The organism is Nonomuraea sp. NPDC049158 (assembly GCF_040648335.1).
Classification (GTDB): Bacteria; Actinomycetota; Actinomycetes; order Streptosporangiales; family Streptosporangiaceae; genus Nonomuraea.
This window is the reverse complement of record NZ_JBEZDM010000001.1, coordinates 404,512-424,523: the sequence shown is the minus strand read 5'-3', so window position 1 is coordinate 424,523 and position 20,012 is coordinate 404,512. Positions and strand designations below refer to the sequence as shown.

The 20,012-nt window shown below is 70.4% G+C and carries 17 protein-coding genes and 1 pseudogene; 15 read left to right on the top strand and 3 right to left on the bottom strand.

What is annotated here, in order from left to right; translation table 11 throughout:
• Together AB0B61_RS01795 and AB0B61_RS01790 are read right to left on the bottom strand one after the other, a co-directional pair.
• Positions 1-999, bottom strand: a complete 999-nt coding sequence (locus AB0B61_RS01795) for a Gfo/Idh/MocA family oxidoreductase (RefSeq protein ID WP_358426388.1) — start codon at positions 997-999, stop codon at positions 1-3.
• Complete coding sequence (locus AB0B61_RS01790; protein ID WP_358426386.1) at positions 983-2,272, bottom strand: extracellular solute-binding protein; 1,290 nt, start codon at positions 2,270-2,272, stop codon at positions 983-985. The genes AB0B61_RS01795 and AB0B61_RS01790 overlap by 17 nt, the downstream gene beginning before the upstream one ends.
• Before the next feature lie 192 nt (positions 2,273-2,464).
• Between AB0B61_RS01790 and AB0B61_RS01785 the strand changes: the two genes are divergently transcribed.
• From AB0B61_RS01785 to AB0B61_RS01740, 10 genes are all read left to right on the top strand, one after another.
• Positions 2,465-3,352, top strand: coding sequence for a sugar ABC transporter permease (locus AB0B61_RS01785; RefSeq protein ID WP_358426384.1), 888 nt, complete (start codon positions 2,465-2,467; stop codon positions 3,350-3,352).
• Positions 3,349-4,182 (top strand): carbohydrate ABC transporter permease, encoded by an 834-nt coding sequence (locus AB0B61_RS01780; protein WP_358426381.1) that lies wholly within the window; start codon positions 3,349-3,351, stop codon positions 4,180-4,182. The genes AB0B61_RS01785 and AB0B61_RS01780 overlap by 4 nt, the downstream gene beginning before the upstream one ends.
• A gap of 33 nt (positions 4,183-4,215) precedes the next feature.
• Positions 4,216-5,754 carry a hypothetical protein gene (locus AB0B61_RS01775; RefSeq protein WP_358426378.1) on the top strand — a complete coding sequence of 513 codons (1,539 nt, stop codon included), beginning with the start codon at positions 4,216-4,218 and terminating at the stop codon, positions 5,752-5,754.
• Between the two features lie 143 nt (positions 5,755-5,897).
• Positions 5,898-6,341: a MarR family transcriptional regulator gene (locus tag AB0B61_RS01770; RefSeq protein WP_358426375.1), complete on the top strand. Its 444-nt coding sequence runs from the start codon at positions 5,898-5,900 to the stop codon at positions 6,339-6,341.
• Positions 6,342-6,353: 12 nt separating this feature from the next.
• The gene (locus tag AB0B61_RS01765) at positions 6,354-7,151 is read left to right on the top strand and encodes an aminotransferase class IV (protein ID WP_358426372.1); all 798 of its coding nucleotides are present in this window, start codon (positions 6,354-6,356) and stop codon (positions 7,149-7,151) included.
• A 32-nt stretch (positions 7,152-7,183) separates the two neighbouring features.
• The gene (locus AB0B61_RS01760) at positions 7,184-7,990 is read left to right on the top strand and encodes an alpha/beta hydrolase (RefSeq protein ID WP_358426369.1); all 807 of its coding nucleotides are present in this window, start codon (positions 7,184-7,186) and stop codon (positions 7,988-7,990) included.
• A gap of 97 nt (positions 7,991-8,087) precedes the next feature.
• On the top strand, positions 8,088-8,510 hold the full coding sequence (locus tag AB0B61_RS01755; protein ID WP_358426366.1) for a YbaB/EbfC family nucleoid-associated protein: 423 nt from the start codon (positions 8,088-8,090) through the stop codon (positions 8,508-8,510).
• Between the two features lie 137 nt (positions 8,511-8,647).
• Positions 8,648-10,783 (top strand): hypothetical protein, encoded by a 2,136-nt coding sequence (locus AB0B61_RS01750; protein WP_358426363.1) that lies wholly within the window; start codon positions 8,648-8,650, stop codon positions 10,781-10,783.
• Positions 10,780-11,901, top strand: a complete 1,122-nt coding sequence (locus tag AB0B61_RS01745; RefSeq protein WP_358426360.1) for a DUF58 domain-containing protein — start codon at positions 10,780-10,782, stop codon at positions 11,899-11,901. Before AB0B61_RS01750 ends, AB0B61_RS01745 begins: the two co-directional genes overlap by 4 nt.
• Positions 11,889-14,342, top strand: a complete 2,454-nt coding sequence (locus tag AB0B61_RS01740; RefSeq protein WP_358426357.1) for a transglutaminaseTgpA domain-containing protein — start codon at positions 11,889-11,891, stop codon at positions 14,340-14,342. The genes AB0B61_RS01745 and AB0B61_RS01740 overlap by 13 nt, the downstream gene beginning before the upstream one ends.
• Positions 14,343-14,358: 16 nt before the next feature.
• Here the strand turns inward: AB0B61_RS01740 and AB0B61_RS01735 are convergent, their stop codons facing one another.
• On the bottom strand, positions 14,359-14,868 hold the full coding sequence (locus AB0B61_RS01735; RefSeq protein WP_358426354.1) for a TetR/AcrR family transcriptional regulator: 510 nt from the start codon (positions 14,866-14,868) through the stop codon (positions 14,359-14,361).
• Here AB0B61_RS01735 and AB0B61_RS01730 point away from each other — a divergent pair.
• The 5 genes and pseudogenes from AB0B61_RS01730 (at position 14,852) to AB0B61_RS01710 (ending at position 20,007) form a co-directional block, all read left to right on the top strand.
• On the top strand, positions 14,852-14,989 hold the full coding sequence (locus AB0B61_RS01730) for a hypothetical protein (protein WP_358426351.1): 138 nt from the start codon (positions 14,852-14,854) through the stop codon (positions 14,987-14,989). The two genes, AB0B61_RS01735 and AB0B61_RS01730, sit on opposite strands and share 17 nt — an antisense overlap.
• A 259-nt stretch (positions 14,990-15,248) precedes the next feature.
• Positions 15,249-16,499 carry a threonine ammonia-lyase IlvA gene (gene ilvA / locus AB0B61_RS01725; protein ID WP_358426348.1) on the top strand — a complete coding sequence of 417 codons (1,251 nt, stop codon included), beginning with the start codon at positions 15,249-15,251 and terminating at the stop codon, positions 16,497-16,499.
• A gap of 305 nt (positions 16,500-16,804) precedes the next feature.
• A pseudogene (locus AB0B61_RS01720) lies at positions 16,805-18,478 on the top strand (fibronectin type III domain-containing protein); the annotation flags it as partial.
• Positions 18,479-18,596: 118 nt separating this feature from the next.
• Positions 18,597-19,136 (top strand): fibronectin type III domain-containing protein, encoded by a 540-nt coding sequence (locus AB0B61_RS01715; protein ID WP_358426345.1) that lies wholly within the window; start codon positions 18,597-18,599, stop codon positions 19,134-19,136.
• A complete protein-coding gene (locus AB0B61_RS01710) occupies positions 19,090-20,007 on the top strand; it encodes a hypothetical protein (RefSeq protein ID WP_358426342.1) in 918 nt (305 codons plus the stop codon). Before AB0B61_RS01715 ends, AB0B61_RS01710 begins: the two co-directional genes overlap by 47 nt.
• Positions 20,008-20,012 lie beyond the last annotated feature (5 nt).

Below are 20,012 nucleotides of genomic sequence, written 5' to 3'. Positions count from 1 at the left end.
TCAGAGTTTCACCGGCGATCCCGTGCGGGCGGACTCGTGCGCGGCGGCGAGCACGGCGGTCACGTGCTGCGAGCTCTCCACGCTGATCAGCGGCTCCGCGCCGGTGCGGGCGCAGTCGACGAAGTGGTGGATCGCGTCGCGGTAGGCGCCGGCCGGTACGCCGTGGACCACCCGCTGGAGCATGTTGCGCGGGTAGGCGTAGGACTTCTCGGTGGCGAGCTGGATGTTCTCCTTCTGCCGGTCGAGCTGGATGACGCCCGACTCGCCGACCACGGTGACGTAGCTGTCCACCATGGTCGGGAAGGTGTTGGGGTAGATCCAGGCCGACTCGAAGGTGGCGACCGCGCCTCGGGAGAAGCGGGCCTGGATCTGCATCGCGTCGGGGGTGTCGATGCCCAGGCCACGCAGCTTGCCGTGGCGGGCGGTGGCGTAGACCTCGGCCACCTGGTCGTCGTACAGCCAGGTGAGCAGGTCGATGTCGTGGCTGGACAGGAACCAGGCACAGGTCGTCTGATCCGCCCAGCCGATCATCTCGGTGGGCACGTGGATCGTGTCGTCCTTGCGGGCGTAGCCCACGACCGGCTCGCCGATCAGCTCCATCTGCTGTTTGGCCTGCGCGTACGCGGGCACCCAGCGGTGGTTGAACAGGCACATCGCGGTCACGCCCGCCCGCCGGATCGCGGCGACGGAGCGATCCGCGTCCTCGACGGTCGTCGTGAACGGCTTCTCCACCAGGATGTGCACGCCCGCCTCGGCGGCGGCCACCATCACGTCCGCGTGCAGGTGGTCGGGCGTGGTGATCGACACGGCGTCCACCGTGCCCGAGGCGAGCAGCTCCCGGTAGCCGGGGTAGACGGTCGCGTCCTGGGCGTGCTCCAGGGCGCGCCGGGCGACCGCCGTGATCTCGACCTCGGGATGGGCGGACAGGACCTCGGCATGGCCCCGGCCCATGATCCCCGCTCCGACGATCCCGATTCTGAGCTTAGGCAAGCGCGTCATTCCATTCCTTCTCGGCGGCGTCGAGCGCCTCCTTGGCGCTCTTGGAGCCCTGAAGGAAGGCCCTGACCTCTTCCGCCAGCGACTCGCCCAGCTCGGTGTCCTTGGGCGTGCCGAGCGGGGTGTACTCGAGCTTCGGCAGCCCCTTGACGATCACCTGGCGGGCCACGTCCATGGGGTCGTCCCCGCCACCGCCGGCGAAGAAGGCGTCCTTCGTCGAGGAGATCGTCGAGGGATAGATGGGTACGAGCTTGCAGAAGGCGAGCTGGTTGGCCCCGTTGGTGAAGAACTTGATGAACTCGGCCGCGGCCCGCTGGTGCTTGGACGCCTTCGGGATGGCGAAGGTCTGCTGGGCCAGGAGCAGGTAACCGCCGGTCTTCGTCTGGACGGGCTCGGTGATGAGCAGGTCCTTGTAGACGTCCGGGGCGTTCTTCTGGATGTTGAGCAGTGTCGCCGCGAACGTGCTCGCGGACAGGGCGAGCTGCCCGTTGTCCAGGCTCTGCGGGAAGTTGCGTACGTCCTTGGAGACGGCCCCGGGCGCGATGCCGTGCTTGTCGTAGCTCTGCTTGAACCGGTCGAGGAGGGCGGCGACCTCCGGGGTGTTGAACGCGGCCTTCTTCTTGTCGGCCGACAGCAGCTCGACGCCGTAGTAGCGCAGCACGCTGGCGGTGTTGATGCCGGGGATGTCGTTGGTGCCGTAGACCTTGGTCTTCTCGTAGACCTTGTCGGCCAGGGCGAGCGCCTCGTCGTAGGTCTTCGGCGGGGCCGTCCCGTCGAAGCCGGCCTTGGCGACGACGGACTTGCGGTAGATGCCGACCGGCGTGCCGCCGTTGTACCAGGGCACGGCGTACAGCTTGCCCGACACGCGTAGCGGCTCGACCAGGTTGGGCTGGAAGTCGGCGAGGTCGGCGGCCTTGAACGCGTCGTCGAGCGAGCTCAGCGACGGGACGAACCTGCCGATGTCGGTGGAGGCGAGGTTGACCGCGTCCGGGACGTCACCGCTGGCGACCGCCGCGAGCATCTTGGTCGCGATGTCCTGGCCCGGCACGTCGACCCAGTTGATCCGGACCTTGGGGTGGTCCTTCTGGTACTGGGCGATCAGCCCGTCGATGTAGGCGCTGTAGTTCTTCTTGAGGTTGATCGTCCAGAACTCGACCTCGCCCTCGAAGGGCTGGTCGTCGGCCACCGCGGCGGAGCCGCCCGACGTGCCCGCGACGCAGCCGGACGTCACGAGGGCCAGCGCGAGCGCGCCTGCCGCTAAGGCACTTCTCTTCATCACCGCGTACCTCCGCCAGAATATGGCCGTCCTTAATGCCTTCTTTCGGCACCATGCCAGTCCGGGGCTAGACCGTCAAGACCGTGCATCTTGACGCTCTCGATGGACCGTCTATAAGCTGCGGCCAAATTCTGGCCAGCCCTTATCGATTCTTAGGTCGGCACTATTGGCAATCCAAGGGATGTGACGCCGATGACCACCAGCCGGATCCCAGGGCAGCGCTGGTACACGCCGTACCTCTTCCCGATCCCGGCCCTGGTGCTGTTCGGCGTCTTCTTCGCTTGGCCGGCGATCACCGCGCTGCAGCTCTCGTTCACCGACTACGACGGGGTGACCCCGCCCGTCTTCACCGGGGTGGACAACTTCGTCAAGATCATCGGCGACGCCCGGTTCTGGACGGCCCTGCGTAACTCGCTGGTGTTCCTTGCCGGGTTGTTCCCGCTGCTCGTCGTGCTCCCGCTGCCGCTGGCCGTACTGGTCAACCAGAAGCTGCCCGGTATCAGGACGTTCCGGATGCTCTACTACCTGCCGGTCGTGACCTCGATGGTCGCGGTGGCGGTGGCCTGGAACTACGTCTTCCACCAGCAGGGCGTGCTCAACTGGCTGCTCACCGGCTTCGGCGTCCTCGACGAGCCGATCCAGTATCTGCTCGACCCCGCCTGGGCGCTACCGGCGCTGATCCTCGTGGAGGGCTGGAAGAGCATGGGCGTCTACATGATGATCTACCTCGCGGGCCTCCAGACGATCCCAGCGAATCTGTACGAGGCCGCCAGGGTGGACGGCGCGAGCGCCTGGCGCCGGATGCGGAGCATCACCGTGCCGCTCATGATGCCCTACATCGCGGTCACCATCACGATGACCATGCTGGACGCGATGCAGGCCTTCACCACCGTCTTCGTCATGACCAAGGGCGGGCCGCAGGACGCCACGCTCATGCTCGGCTACTACATCTGGTCCGAGGCGTTCGAGAAGTACGACATGGGCTACGCCAGCGCCGTCGGGCTCGTCCTCTGGACCCTGCTGATCGTCATGGCGCTGCTCAACTATCGGCTCACCAGGGGAAAGCAGGTCGGGCATTGACCCCCAGACTCGGCTGGTGGATGCGCCGGGCAGGCATGTACGTCCTGCTCAGCGCGATCGCCCTGGTGTTCGTCGGCCCGTTCCTGATCCTGCTGTCGGCGGCGCTGAAGCCGTCCGGCCAGGCCGTCTTCTCCTTCCCGCCCGACATCATCCCCCGCCCGCCGGTCCTCACCTGGGCCAAGGAGGCGTGGACGGCCATCCCGTTCCCGCGCTACCTGCTCAACTCGACGTTCCTGGTCGTCGTGATGGTGCCGGCCTACATCCTCGTGTCGGCGCTGTGCGCCTACCCGCTGGCGCTGATGAACTTCCGCGGCCGGAGCGTGATCTTCTTCGCGATCCTGGCCACCATGTTCATGCCCGGTGAGGTCATGCTGCTGCCCAGGTTCCTGGTGGTCTCCCAGATCGGGATGGCCGACAGCTATCTGGGGGTGATCCTGCCGGGACTGCTCTCGGCCTTCGGGATCTTCCTGTTGCGCCAGACGTTCGCCGGGGTGCCCCGCGAGGTGGTGGACGCCGCCAGGACCGACGGCTGCCACGAGCTGCGCATCTTCTGGCACGTCATGCTCCCCGCCGCCCGTCCCACTCTGGCCATCCTCGGCGTCTTCGGCTTCATCTCGGTCTGGAACAGCTTCATCTGGCCGATGGTCGTGCTGAAGGACTCCGCGCTCTACCCCATCGCGCTGGGGATCGCCTACCTCGCCGGCATCACCGGCACCGACGTCCGCAGCCTCGCGGCCGGCACCGTGATCTCGATCGTGCCGGTCGTCGTCTTCTTCATGATCATGCAACGTCACGTACTCGAAGGCATGAGCGGTGCGGTAAAGGGCTGACACCGCGCATCACCCCCCGGAGGTTTTCCACCGATGTTGACACGCAGGCAGTTGACGCTGGGCGCGCTGGCCGTAGGAGCCCTGAGCGCGATGCCGGGCACGGCACGCGCGGCGGGCCACGACTACACCTCCCGCGAGACGTTCGACCTGTTCGACAAGACCTTCCACGAGAGCGGCGCCGTCGGCCAGCCGACCGACACCAACGAGGTCGGCGGCCTGGGCTGGGGCGCGTCCTACGTGCTCGCCGCCTACATCAGGATGTACGAGGCCTACCGCGACCCTTACTACCTGGACCGGCTCATCCACAACGCCGATCTGGTGCTCGCCCAGCGCGACTCCGAGCGCGGCGTGACCGACTACCGAGGTCTGTCGCTGCCCGCCTGGCGCAACCTCAGCTACACGGCGGGCGGCGTGAGCCTGCTGGACGCGGCCGGGCAACCGCTGCTCGAGGTGCGCACCGCCCTGACCAACGTGAGCGACGCGGTGGCCACCGTACGGGCGGGCAGCGTAGAGGGCCGGTTCACCCTTGAGGTGGCCAACCCCAAGAAGAACCGGACGTCCACCTTCGCCGAACTGTCGATGGACCCGACCAGCCCCGACTACGCGGTGCGGCGGATCTTCGACGCCTACCCGTCGCCGAACATGGTCACGGCCAAGGACCTGCGCCCGTCCCCCTCGGGGAACGCGATGCCGGTGCTGGGCGCGTCCAAGCCGGCCGCCGCACCGGCGATCTTCACCGTGCACACCGGCATGATCACCTATCCGCTCGCCTCGTTCGTCCGGCTCGTCCACCAGAACCCGCGCCTGCGCGCCAACCCCCGCTACCGGAGCAAGGCCGCCGAGTACCTCACCGCGGTCAAAGCCGCGGCGGCGGTGCACGACCCCGAGTGGGTACGGACCGACGCCGGGCTCGGCTACTTCATCTGGCTCAAGGGCATGCCCGTCCCGTACGACGGCGTCGAGCAGCCCCACAACCAGAGCCTCGGCCTGGGCCAGACCTACGCCGAACTGGCCGCCGCCACCGGGGATCCCACCTTCCGCGACCGCACCCGCCGCCTCGCCCGCGGCTTCGCCGGTGACCTGCGTACCGACACCGACGACGCCTACGTCTGGCCGTACTGGCCGACCTTCGGCAAGCTGTACAGCGGCTACACCAAGGCCGAGAACGTCTCCGAGTGGACCCCGTCGTACGGCACACCGCCCAAGGGCGCGCAGCAGATGGAGGACCTGAGCCACGGCGGGATCGACGTCGAGTTCGCCGCCGTCGCCCACCGCTGGGGCCTCGGCTTCCACGACCGGGACCTGGCCCGCTTCGCCCGCACGTACACCAAGAACATGGCGACCACCGACAACGGCGTCGCCACCACCTTCGTCTCGGTGGACGGCGGCGGCGGCCTGGCCCCGGCCGGCCAGTACCTCCAGGCGCCCCGCTTCATGCCGGTGGCCCGGGGGGACAGCGCCCTCTTCCCGCACGCGCAGGCGGTGTACGTGGACCACGCCGTCGAGGCCCCCATGGGCTCGACCCTGCTCTGCGTCGCCTACCTCAACTGGTACGCCCGCGGATGCCGCTGACCACGAACACCCACTGGGCTCCGTTCCTCCCCTCCCCCGGAGGGGGTCTCTCCAAAAGGACCCCAGCCCCAACAGACCGTCACAGGGACCGAGACAGTCGCGTGACGAACCACCCCGGGGATCATCGCGGTATCGTGCCTGAGGTGAACGGGGTCGAGTTGTTCCTGCTCGGACGGACGCTGATGAAGATCGGCGAGGAGGCCATGCCCACCGAGGGCATCGGCGAGCACTCCACCAGCGTCCGGACCGTCCTCATCGTGGTGAGCGACATCCGAGAGCATCCCGACACCTCCGTGGGCGAGGTGGCGACCCGCACCGGCCTGCCGCAGAGCGCCGTCTCCGCCGCCGTCGCGCGGCTGAAGTCCGCGGGCGCCCTGGAGACCATGACCGACCCCCGCGACCGGCGGCGCTCCCTGATCAGGGAGTCGCCGCAGGTTTCGGCGCGGCTGTCGGAGGTACGTGCCGCGCCGGTGGATGACGCCGTGGCCGCGGCCCTCGACACCGACGACCGGCAGGACATCGCCGAGACGGTCGAGATGCTGGAGGAGCTGGCCCGGCGCCTCATCCCCAGAAAGCTCAATCGTTAGCCGTACGAGGAGTTGATCGACATCGAACGCACCGTGATCGACGGCAAGCCCGCCGAGGCGCCGGAGGTGACGCTGGCCGTCTCGGCGAGATACGGGCACTTCACCGCGATGCAGGTCAGGCAGGGCCGGGTACGCGGCCTCGACCGCCACCTCGACCGGCTCGACCGGGCCACCGAGGAGCTGTTCGGCCGCCCGCTCGACCGCGAGCTCGTGATCGACTCCATCAGGTCGGCCCTGGGCCTGGACCGGCAGCCGGCGGCCGCGCCCGACGCGTCCGTTCGGGTCTACGTGTGCGAGGTCGCCCGCCTGCACGTCCTGGTGACCGCCAAGCCGCCCACAGACGTCGCCACCACTCCGCGGAGCCTCAAATCGGTCCGCTACCAGCGCTTTCTCCCGCACGTCAAGCACCTGGGCGGCTTCCCCCAGGGCTACCTGGGGCGGCGGGTGCAGTCCGAGGGCTTCGACGAGGCCCTGCTCACGGCCGACGACGGCGTGATCTCCGAGGGTTCGATCACCAATCTGGGCTGTTTCGACGGCACCCGGGTGATCTGGCCGGACGCGCCCATGCTGCACGGCATCACCATGCAGCTCATGGAGGCGGGGCTCACTCAGGCGGGTGTGCCGTATGAGAGCCGGGTTTTGCGGGTGGCGGATCTGCCGGACTTCGAGACGGTGTTCGTGACGAACTCGCACGGCGTCGTGGCCGTCGGGCAGGTCGACGATCTGACGCTGAAGGTGGACGAGGCGGCGATGGGCCGGCTGATCGGCTACTTCGAGGGCATGCCCTGGGAGGAAATCCATCACTCTTGATACATCATTCTTGATGCATTAGTGTGAGTGCCATGAAAACTGGCATGTTGCGGGTGGCCGGCGCGCACCTCTACTTCGAGGTACGGGGCACCGGCCCCGTCCTGCTGATCTCGCAGAGCGGCGAGGGTGACGCCGGACGCAGCGTCGACCTCGTGGACCGGCTCGTCTCCGACCACACGGTGATCACGTACGACCGGCGCGGGCTCTCGCGCAGCACCTTGGACGACCCGGCCCGGGGCGCGACCGTCGAGGAGCACGCCGACGACGTCCTGCGCCTGCTCGACCACCTGACCGGCGAGCCGGTGACGATGCTCGGCATGAGCTTCGGCGCCACCATCGGGCTCCACCTGGTGGCCAGCGGCCGGCTGAGCAGGCTGATCGCGCACGAGCCCGTCGCCCCATGGCTGCTCCCCTCTGACGAGTGCCTCGGCCACCGGCAGGAACTGGCCGAAGGGCAGGAGATCTACCGGCGTGACGGCCTGCCCGCCCTGCTCAAGGAGATCAGCAGGACGCTCGGCATCGACCTCGCCGCCAAGGACATCGAGCCGGACCTGACCCCGCAGCCGATGACCCAGCAGCGGATCGCCAACTTCGGCTACTTCGTGGAGCACGACTGGACGGCGATCATCGCCGACCGGCTGGACCCGGCCACGCTCAAGGGCGCCCCGATCGTGCCCGTCGCCGGTGGCGCCACGCCGCACACGGTCTTCGACTACCGGTGCGCCGAAGAGCTGGCGCGGCTGCTCGGCACCGAGCTTGTGCACTTCCCGGGCGGCCACAACGGCAACACCTCGCACCCCAGGGTGTACGCGGCCGCACTACGCCAGGTCCTCGCGTAACTCGGCTGCGCGCAGTCGGGCCCTCCGGGACCTGCCGTCGCTTCGACTTTTCCCGAAATATCGCCGCTGTTGGTGAAGTGTCGGCGATCATCCCGGCATGGACGCTGCGGAATTCCGCCCCGAAGACCTCGAACGGATCACCGCCCAGGCGGAGCAGATGCTGCTCCGCGTCGAAGAGGTCCGCAAGGAGGTCGACGTGGTCGTCGGCCGGGGCACCGGCGCGGACGGGCAGGTACGGGTGGCCGCCGGCGCCAACGGGCGGCTCGTCGAGCTGGTCATCGCCCCGCGTGCGATGCGCCTGGACAGCCAGAAGCTCGCCGAGGAGCTGCTGCGAGCCGCCCAGCAGGCGCATGACGAAGCCGACAGGAAGGCCAGAGAGGTCATGGCCGACACGCTCGGCGAGTCGATGCCGACCCAGTGGGAGCTCGACGACCGGTTCAGCCAGGTTCTCGAGTCCTTCGAATCGTCGATGGACGAGCGCATGCGGGCCATCGACGAGCGGCGCCGGGACACGACCTGACCGACACTTCGAGGTTGTTTGAAGCATGCCCCCAGCCGACCCCGCCGATCTAGGGTGTCGGCGGGTATGCATGTGCGCAAATGTCGCGGGATGTGAATTTGGTGGCCATTCGGTGGCAGAAGGCGGCACGGCGGAGGATGGCGGGCCTCGTCGCGCTCGCGATCGTCGCCGCGCTCACGGGCATCGGGTTCTTCCTGGGTACGGGTGTGTCCAGCGCCCGGCCCAAGCTCGCCGACATCGGCGCGTGGCTCGCCAGCGCGCTCAACGGTGAGGTCGTCCACGCCAACGGCCTGTCCGGCCAGGTCGACGGCCGCGTGGACCTGGCCGCCGCGAAGGGCGACGAGCTCAAGGTGGTCCAGGACGGCAACAGCGTGCTCGTCGTCGACGAGTCGACCGGCCAGGTCAGCCGCATCGACCCCACCCAGCTCGAAGTCGCCCAGACCAAGAGCCTGGGCGCCGGCGGTACGCAACTGGTCATGGGTGCGGGCAAGGCGTACGCGATCGACCCCCAAGCGGGCACCGTCCAGCAGGTGAACCCCCTGACCGTGGACACGATCGGCGCCGCGATCACACTCAAGGGCCCGCTCGGCCAGGCGGGCATCGACAAGAACGGAACCCTCTGGGTGCCCGTGCCGGAAGAGGGCACGCTGGCCCAGATCAACGGCGCCCAGCAGGGCAAGGCCGTGACCGTGGGCGAGCCGGGCGACCCGCTCACGCTGACCATGGCGGACGGCGTACCGCTGGTCACCAACTCCGCCGCCGCGTCGGCGATGGTCATCGGCTCGACCGGCACGCGGCTCACGGTGAGCCTGCCCAGCACGGTGACCGAGGCCGGGCGCGGCGGCATGCTGATGCCCGCCGTCGCCGAGGCCACGATCGTCCCGATGCTCGCGCCCAAGCAGGGCGCGCTGGTGCTCGTGGACACCGCGAGCGGCGCGCTGAGCACCGTGTCGGTGAAGGGCGGCAAGCTCGGGCCGCCGCAGGCTCTCGGCCGCCGCGTCTACATCGCGGACGAGAGCACCGGGCGGCTCATCGTGTACGACACGGTGGCCAAGAGGTTCGACGCCGAGAAGGTGATCACCGGTAAGGCGGGGCCGCTGGAGGTGTTCGTCAAGGACGGTCTGCTCTGGGTCAACGACCAGTTCAGCGAGACCGCGCTGGTCGTCGAGCAGGACGGCAGGGCGCACCGGGTCGGCAAGTACGACGAGGCGCTGGGCCAGAAGGACACCCCCACGCCGCTGCCCGTACCCACCGGCACGCCCACCATGGCGCTCCCGACCACCGTCCCGACCCGGCAGACCGTCCAACCCACGGCACGGCCCACGGTGACGGTCACGCGTACCCCGAAGCCCACTGCGACGAAGCGCTCGGAGACCCCCAGCCCGCCCCCGACCAGCACCCCCACCCCGACGCCTACCCCGACCCCGACCCCGACGCCCACACCGACGCAGACCCCCGGCCCGCCGGGCACCGTCACGGCGAACTCGGGACCCGGCTGGATGGAGATCGTGTTCACCCCGTCGAGCCAGGGCAAGGCCACCGGCTACACACTCAAGGGCGCCCCCGACAGCGCGAACGTGACCCCGGACCGCGTACGGTCCGACGGCCCCTTCCAGTTCCGGGTCACCGGAGGCCGGTGCGACCAGGAGTACACCTTCCGCGTCGCGGCCCAGTACGACGGCGGCGAGTCCGTCTCCGACCCCACCATCCCGGTACGCCCCTGCGTCGCCCCGGGCAGACCGGCGAGCTTCGAGGCCAAGGGCAAGAACCACGGCGCCGACCTCACCTGGTCGGCCCCCGACAACGCCAAGGACGGCGGCGTCAGCTACGTCCTCGAAGGCCCCGGCCAGCACCCCGGCACGCTCGACGGAACCAGCGCGGAGGTGACAGGCCTGAAGAACAGCCAGGACTACACCTGGACATTGCGCGCCAAGAACGGCGCCGGCGAGGGCCAGGAGCGCGCCGAGGCCAAGGCCGGGCTGCAGCCGCCGTCGGCGCAGTTCAGCAACGCGCACAACGACAACAGGGACACCCTGATCCGATCCGGCCCTTCGGCGGGGGCGGAGGCCGGCCGCATCCCCAAGGGCGAGTACATCACCATGACCGTGATCTGCCAGACCAAGGGCGCGGGCTTCACCGACACCGACACGGGCATGAGCAGCGACGTCTGGAACAAGGTCGAGTCCAGCCGGGGCAGCGGCTGGCTGAACGACGTACTGATGGACACCCCGAAGGGGGGATTCCCCGCCGCCCCCCTCTGGGAGTGCGAATGATCACCAGAGCCGGCTGGGGCACCCTGGCCGCCTCCGTGCTGCTGTACGCCGTGGCGGCGCCGCTCGGCTACCAGCAGGCGGGCGCGCTGGCGGCCGGCGGGATCGCCGCCGTCGGCGCCGGCCTGCTGTGGACGCTGCGCCGGCCACGCCTGGAGGTACGCCGCGAGGTCACGCCCGTCAAGGTCGCCAGGGGCGAGGCGGCCATCGCGATGCTGCGCGTCACGAACAGGGGCCGCTGGCGGCGCGACGCCCTGGAGGCCCACGACACCTGCCGGGACACCGCGATCGTGGTCGGCGTACCGCCCCTGGCCAGGAACTCCACCGGAACCGTGTCGTACCGGCTGCCCACCCGCCGGCGCGGCGAGACCCCGGTGGGCCCGCTGCGGCTCGACCGGGCCGACCCGTTCGGCCTGGCCCGGCGCACGACCTCGTACGGCCAGGCGGACCTGCTGCTGGTCAGGCCGCGTACGGTTCCGCTGGAGCCGCTGAACTCCGGCAGGCAGCGCCACCTCGACGGCTCCGCCTCCCGATCGCCGAGCGGCACGATCACCTTCAACGGCGTCCGCGACTACGTCATCGGCGACGACCTGCGGCACATCCACTGGCGGTCCACGGCGCGTACCGGGACCCTCATGGTCAAGGAACTGGAGGACGTGAGCCTGCCGTACACGACCACGATCCTCGACACGCGCGCCGACTCCTACGGGGGTGACGACGAGTTCGAGCTGGCGGTGGACGCGGCCGCGTCGGTCGCCTGGTCGGCGAGCCGCCGCCGCTTCCCGGTGCGGCTGCTGACCGGCGCCGGCGAACTGTTGTCCGCCAAGGGCGGCGCCGAGGAGGCGGAGGAGGTGCTCGACCGGCTGGCCCTGGTCGAACGGACGGCCGACGCGGAGGCGCCGATGGACGCGGTACGCCGCGCGGGCTCCGGCGGGGCACTGATCCTGGTCACCGGGGCGCGGACCGCGCTGTCGAGCGTCGCATCGGTGCGGCGCCGCTTCGACCAGGTGGTCTGTATCTGGGTCGGAGCCTCCTCCGGCGACAGGCCGCCGATGGTGCCCGGCGTGACGGTCATCGAGATCGGCGAACTGGCTGAACTGGCGGCGGCATGGCCTCGCTAACCACCCCGCCGGGCCGGCCGGGCGCCCCGCCCACACCGGACGTGCGGTCCACACCGGACGTGCGGATCACACCAGGCGTGCGGACCACACCGGACGCCCCGCCCATACCGGTCGCCTCGCCCACGCCGGACGTGCGGCCCATGCGGTCGGGCGTCCGGCCCGCGTGGGGACTGCGGGGGTCGTTGAGGCTGCGGGGCTCCTTGGGGCTGCGGGACGAGCCGCCGGGTGTGCGGCCTGGGGCCGCCGAGGCCGCGCCGCTGCCGCCCGTACCCGAGTGGCGGCGGGTGGCGTCGATCGTCATCGTGATCCTGCTGGCGGGTACGGCCGGGCTGGCGTTCGACGGGGTGTTCGCTCTGAATGCCCTGATCCCCATGGTGACCGTCGCAGCGGTCGTACCGGGGGTGGTGTCGTACGCGCTGGCCAGGATCTTGCCGCTCTGGGCGTCTCTGGCCGTGCATCTCCTTGTCTGGCTGGTCGCGGTGTCGGCGACCCTGTTCAGGGCGCAGGCCCTGGCCGGGTTCCTGCCGAGTCCGGCCAGTGTGCGGGCCGCGCTGCTCGGCGTGCGCGACTCGGGAAAGGCGCTGCTCACGACCATTCTGCCGGCCGAGGGGGACGGCAGAACGATCGTGCTGGCGCACTTCCTGGTCTGGGCGGCGGCGGTGGCCGGGGCCGAGCTGGCCCTGCGGACCAGGGCGGTGGTGCTGCCAGCGGCCCCGGCCGTACCGGTGCTGGCCGCCGCCGTCGTGCTGGGCGTGTCCGGTCCCGGTTCTCAACTGCCGACACCGGCCGTCCTCGTCGGGCTGGCCCTGGCCCTCGCCCTGGTCCGGGCGGCCCGAGCGGCCAGGATGTTCGTGGCGGGCGTGCCGCTGCTGGCCGGCCTCGTGCTGGTCGCCGTCGCGGCCGGGCCGGTGCTGCCGTTCGCGAGCAAGCCGTACGACGTGCGCCAGTTGGTGGCCCAGCCGCCATCGCGCCCGCTCGCCGGGGTGAGCCCGCTGGACCAGGTGTCGGCCTGGCTCCAGAACCCCTACCGCCAGCTCTTCACCGTCAGGTCCACGACCGAGGCGAACTGGCGGCTGGCCGTATTGGACCGTTTCGACGGCGTCACATGGACGTCAGGCGCCGGATACCTGCCGACGGGCGGCCGGGTCCCCGGCGAGGGGTCCGCCGGCTCCCTCGACGTCGTCGAGCAGCAGTTCACCCTGCAGAAGCTGGCCGGGCCCTGGCTGCCCGCGGCGGACCGCCCTCAGCAGGTGAGCCTGACCGGACCGACGCCCGACTCCGCGACCAGCTTGATGGCAGATCCGGCGACCGGGATGCTGGCGAGTGCCACCACCACCACTCGCGAGGGCATCACCTACCGGGTCACCTCTGGCATCCGCCGCTACTCCGCCGCAGAACTGCGCGAGGCGGTCCCCGCCGCCGACCAGGCCGCTCTGGTGCTCCCCAACGGCCCCGACGGCCGCACTCCCCCGCAGCGGGCCCGCCTCGCCGCCATCGCGCGCAAGGCCACGGCCGGCGCCACCAGCCCGATGCAGCAGGCCGTACGCCTGGCCTCCTACCTGCGCAAACACGCCGAGTACGACGTCAACTCCCCGCCGGGGCACAGCTATCGCAGCATCCAGTTCTTCCTCACCGAGGCGAAGAAGGGCACGACCGAGCAGTTCGCGGCGTCGTACGCACTGCTCGCCCGCTCGCTCGGCCTGCCCAGCCGGGTGGTGGTCGGCTTCGGTCCGGGCAAGGCGGAGGGCGGCGGCGTACGGCAGGTGCTGGCGGGCGATGTGCTCGCCTGGGCGGAGGTGGAGTTCAAGGGGATCGGCTGGGTGCCCTTCTACCCCACCCCGGCGCGCAGCCACGCGGGCCAGAGCGGCGACGTCGCCGAAGGCGTGTCCAAGCAGCGCCAGGAGATCGAACAGGAGATCAGCGGCGACCACGCCGACCTTGCCGCGACGCCGTCGCCCCACCGACCCACACCACAGCCGTCACCCCGTCAGGCCGGCCACGGAGCCGGAACCACCTGGCTGCCGATCGCTGGCGCGGTGACCGGGGGGCTGCTGGGCGGGTACCTGCTGGCGGTGACCGTACTGCCGCCCCTTCGCCGCCGACGCCGCCGGACGGGCGATCCGCGGGCGCGGGTGGCGGGCGCGTGGCGGCAGACGCTGGTACGACTGCGCGCCGCCGGAGTCCCGGCCTCGTCGCGCGTACTGACGGCTCGGGAGGTGGCCACGCTGGGAGTGACGGCTCTGGGCGTCCACGCGTACGAACCGCTGACGGGACTGGCGGACCTGGCGAACCTCACCCGATTCGGCGATGCCCCCGCGGACCAGGCAGCCGCGGACATGGCCTGGCGGCACTACGCGAACATCGACCTGCTGGTCAGACAGAAGATCGCGCTACCGCGCCGCCTCGCCCACCGCCTGGCACCCGGCTCCCTGCTCCGCTAAGCGGGATCGGCTGTGCTCAGATCGGCTGGGGTGCCTCTTTCAGCCCCGAAAAGACGGCGGCGATCAGACGCCGTCCTTGGGCCACACCGTCGTCGTTGTTCGCGACGCGCCACAGAAAGCTCATGAGCATGATGATGTCGGCGGGGTCGTGCCCGGGAGCGATGGTGCCCTCGGCCACGCAGGCCTCGACGAGCTTGGCCACCGCCGCGGTGGTCGGCGCCCACGAAGCGCTGATCACGTCCTGGGCCGCGGCGCTGTGCAACGCGTCACCGAGGCCGTGCTTGATGCGGATGTAGGCCGACAGAGTCTCGAACCACTCGACGAACGCGTCCTTCGCCGATGGATGGCGCGCCAGCGCCTCGTCGGCGGCGGTGGTCAGGCGTTCGATGTCGTGCTGGTAGGCCGCCAGGATCAGATCTTCCCGGGTGGGGAAGTGCCGGTAGAGCGTGCCGGCGCCGCCGCTGGTCGGCGCCGGGTCGATCAAGCAGATCGACGACGCGATCGCGTCGTTGGACGTCGAGCTCACCGATGAGGACGTACGCGCCCTCACCGCCCCCTACACGCCGCGGTATGACTGGCAGGGCGTCTCGGACGAGGCGGCCATGGATGCGATCCGCGCTCGTGTCCCGGGAATGGCGCTGAGGTGAGGTTGATTGTTCGCTCCGGCGCGGCAGTCCGCTAGCTGGCGAACTGAGCAAGCGTCGCAAGAATGTCGCTGGTCGGTAGCCGTCCGGCTGAGGGAGACGGGCGCTGCGGGAATCGCATGACCTGTTGGGATCGTTGTGACCAGTGTGCTCGCTTGGCGACGGGCACCGTTCCCAGTGATCCACTGTGCGGCTGTCGTCGTCACTCACCACGCGACGCCTTGCTACCATCCCTTGATCAACCGCTGTGCCTGGAGTGTGCATGACCGACCGTCTCACCACCGCGATGATCAGCCAGGCGGCCGAACGATTGCGGCCGGTGGTACGTCGCACCGCGCTGGAGCCGAACCAGCGGCTGTCCGACCTGCTCGGCGGTCAGGTGCTGCTCAAGCGCGAGGACGCGCAGGTCTGCCGCTCGTACAAGGTGCGCGGAGCGTTCAACCTGATCGCCTCGCTCACGGATGAGGAGCGGCGACGCGGTGTGGTCTGCGCGAGCGCGGGCAACCACGGGCAGGGAGTGGCGTTCGCCTGCGCGCGTCTCGGGATTGGGGGACGTGTGTACGTACCGTCCACCACACCACGGCAGAAGCGCGAGCGCATCGCGGCGCTCGGCGGCGACCGGGTGGAGGTCGTGGTCGGCGGCGGCACGTACGACGAGGCGAGCACCGCCGCGCACGCCGACAGCGAGCGCACCGGCGCGATGTACGTGCATCCGTTCGACGACGTCAGGACGATGGCCGGGCAGGGCACGGTCGGCCTGGAGATCCTGGCGCAGGCCGGTGAGGCACCGCACACCGTGGTCGTACCGGTCGGTGGAGGCGGTCTGATCAGCGGCATCGCCGTCTGGCTCCGCGAGCACTCACCCGGCACCCGCATCATCGGCGCCGAACCCGCCGGAGCGGCCAGCATGCGCGCCGCCCTCGACAACGGCGGGCCGCTCGCCCTGCCCGAGCTGGACACCTTCGTGGACGGCGCCGCCGTCGGAAGGGTGGGAGAGGCCACGTTCCCGCTGGTCAAGGACTTGGTGGATGAGGTCGTCGCGGTCGATGAAGGTGCGGTGTGCACCGAGATGCTGGATCTGTACCAGACCGACGGCATCATCGCCGAGCCCGCCGGAGCTCTCGCGGGAGCGGCGGCCCGTGAGCTGCTGCCGTACTCCTCCGAAGGCCCGCTGGTGTGCGTGGTGTCGGGCGGCAACAACGACGTCAGCCGCTACGGCGAGGTGCTGGAGCGCTCTCTCGTACACATCGGGCTGCGACACTACTTCCTGGTGACCTTCCCGCAGCGCCCCGGCGCCCTGCGGCACTTCCTGGACGAGGTGCTGGGCGAGGGCGAGGACATCATCGCCTTCGAGTACGTCAAGAAGAACAACCGCGAAACCGGCCCGGCGCTCGTCGGCATCGAGCTTGAGCGGGCCAGTGATCTTGACAGTCTCCTGTTCCGCATGAAGGCCAGCCCACTCACGGTGGAGCGCGTCCCGCCTGGCTCGCCGCTGTTCACCTTTCTTCTCTGACCTCCCGCCACGGCGTGCTGGCGATCAAGCGGGGAGTAATCAGGACGAGGCCGACCGGCTGCGTTTTCGGCCTGCTCAACTGCGGTCGTTGAAAGAAATGCCGGCCGTGCTCGCCTCGTACACGCGGGCGGGGTCCCTGCCGAGGGCTGAGGCGGCTACCGCCGAAGTTGTAGGCGGACGCCCCGTCGTACGCCGCTGGTTGACGAAAAATCTCTACTTTTCGTCGTATTTCACGAGTTCAGGGCGGTTGGTAGCGTCAGGCGCGCAACGCGGAATGATCCCGAGCCCAGGAGGCCGGTGTGGTCATGCGATGGTTGACGGCGCTCGCTCTGATCTTCTCCGGAGTCCTCGTGGCGACGGGGGCGGCACCGGCCTCGGCCGAGTCGGCGCAGCCGGGGCCGGGCCAGTTCTACGGTGTGCGGGTGCGGGTGCTGAGCAACGTGTCGATCCCCGCCGGCGCCACCACGACGGTCAGCGTGGCGGGCGTCGGCGCGGTGCCCGCCAGCGGCGTCGCGAGCGTCGCGGTGAACTTCGCGGCCAAGGGCGCGAGCGCCGCCGGCGGCCTCGTCGTCTTCCCGTCGGACCTGGCCGCCGCGCCCGCGGTGACCGGCACCCGCTACCGGTCGGGCGTGTGGGACGACCAGCTCGTGACGGTCAAGCTCGGCGCGGACGGCGCGCTCAAGGTCAAGAACACCGGGACGGCCGCCGTCAACGTCTACGCCGACGTGCACGGGTACGTCACCGCCGTGGCCGCCGCGGCGCCCGGCGCGCGGTACGTACCGTTGAACACCGCGCGGATCATCGGCAACCAGAGCGTCGCCGCCAACTCGACCGCCACGTTCGCGGTGGCGGGGGTGGGCGGAGTGCCGGCGTCCGGGGTGGCGTACGTGGCGCTGACGTTCGCGGTGAAGAGCACCGGGTCGGGCAAGATGATCGCCTACCCGTCGGGCGGCACGCCACCCGCCGGGTCGAACATCGACTACCGGCCCTCCTACTTCCAGTCCAACCTGGTCATCGCCGCGCTCGGGACGGACGGCAAGATCGCCGTCAACAACAACGGGCCGGCCGCGCTGACGGTGTACGCCGACGTGGCGGGCTACTTCGCGACGCCCGCCGCCGCGGTCGCCGCCTCGGCCCTGGTGCCCGTCGCCCCGTCGCGGACTCTCGCCTCGGTGACAGTGGCGGCGGGCGCCTCGTTCACGGTGGCACCGCTCGGCAAGGGCGGCGTGCCGCCCACTGGGGTGAGCGCGGTCGGGGTGAACATCACTGTCAAGGGCACCGTGAACGGCCCGCTGCGCGTGTACCCCGCGGGCCAGGCGAGCATCCCGGGCGGCGGTTCGATCGCGTACCAGCCGAACGACTTCTGGTCGAGCCTGGTGCCGGTCAAGGTGGGCACCGGCGGCACGTTCGTGATCCTCAACACCGGCACCGCGAGCGTCAGCGTGACCGTCGACACCTTCGACTACTACCGGTCGGCGTCCGCGCCGTCAGCGCCGTCCGGCGTGACCGCCTCGGCCACCGACGGCGGCGCCGACGTCGCGTGGCAGGCTCCGGCAGACGGCGGCGCGTCGATCTCCACGTACACGGTGACCGTCTCGCCCGGCGGCGCCCGCGTCACCTCCGCCACGACCTCCGCGCACGTGGGCGGGCTGACCAACGGCAGCGCGTACGTGTTCACCGTGACGGCTGCGAACGCGGCCGGCACCTCGCCCGCCTCCGCGCCCTCCGAGCCGGTCACCCCAGCCGCCCCCCGCGTACCCGGCACGCCGTTCATCACCGCCGTGACCGCGCGTGACGCGGCGGCGAAAGTGGACTGGAGCCCGCCGGACACCGGCACGGCAGGCATCGTGAAGTACCTCGTCACCGCCTCGCCGGGCAACGTCGTCGTGGACGCCGCCGCCGAGGCGACCCAGGCGACGGTCGGCGGGCTGACGAACGGGACGGCCTACACGTTCGTGGTCACCGCGGTGAACGGCACGGGCAGCGGCCGGCCCCTCGGCGCCCTCGCAGCCCGTCACCCCCGCGCCCGCCACGACGCCGCTGCGGCCGCCCGTCCTCTCGGTGGTCCCGCTGGACCAGAAGGTCGAGCTCCAGTGGGTGGAGCCGCCCGACGGCGGCGCGGCGATCAGCGGGTACCACCCGACGGCCGAGCCCGGCGGGCTCACGCTGGACACACCTGCCGCGACCACGGTCGCCACGTTCGCGGGGCTGACGAACGGGACGGAGTACACGTTCACCGTCGCGGCCCGCAACGCCGCGGGCACGGGTGAGGCCGAGACCGCCGGCCCGGCCACCCCGGCGGCGCGGCGGGCTCCGATCGCACCCGTCGGGGTGACCGCCTCGACCACCGCCGACGGCTCGGTCAAGGTCACGTGGAACGCGCCCAGGGACACCGGAACCGCGCCCATCACCTCATACACGGTGACGGCGAGCCCCGGCGGCGCGAGGGCCACGGTAACGACGACGAGCGCGGTCCTGTCCGGTCTCGACGTGGCGACGGCGTACACCTTCACCGTACGGGCCGCCAACCAGCACGGCGCCGGCCCCGAAAGCGCGGCTGTCGGCCGACGGTCGCTACGTCTTCTTCGCGGTGAGCTCCGGCAGCAACCTCGCGCCGGAGGAGGTGTACCAGCCTGACGGCAACGCCATCTACCTGGTCCGCAAGGACCTCCAGACGGGTGAGATCATTCTCGTCTCGCGCGGCGGCGACGGCCGCACGCCCAGCTACGTCCCCATTACGGTCCCGGGTACGGGGATGGCCACCAACCGCGACGGCTCGATCGTCGCCTACATCGGCGACAGGAACGCCCCGTTCACCTCTCCGGCGATCATCATCAGGAATCTGCGGACCGGGCAGGTCTGGGTCGAGGACCCGGGCGTGGCCTACGAGGACTTCGACACGATGGCGCTGCGCCTCAGCGAGGACGGAACGGTCATCGCCGTACGCGTCGGGCTGACCACGGACGCCCCGCCGCCGCGCGAGGCCACCACCTACCGCGGTGTCGTCGGCCAGCCTCTGAGCAGGGTGGACACGGTCTGCGCCACGAGACCCGGCTGCCACACCAACGGCTCATTCGGCCTGTCGCGTGACGGCGTCCTGGTCTCGTACGGGGTGGGCTGGACCGGCTTCCCCAGCAGCCTGCAGGTCTACAACGCCACCAGCGGCGCCACCGTCGACCTGCACCCCAACGCCACCGACAACGACCGGATCCTGCAGTCGATGCTCTCCGGCGACGGCAGCACCATCGCCGCCTTCTACGCCTGGGCCACCGACACCACCTCAGGGCAGGGGCTGGTCGTCAAGCCCGTCAACGCCGGCCGTATCGTGGCCGGCGACATCCTGATCTCCAGCAAGTCGAACGTCGATCCGCAGGCCATGAACAGGAACGGCCGCGTCGTCGTCTACAGCGAGCATTACGACGCGGGCGGCGCCAGCCGTACCCGGTACAAGATCTACGACCGGGGCGCGGGCGGGCTGCCCACCTCGCCGCGAGGAAGGACCACCTGATGCTC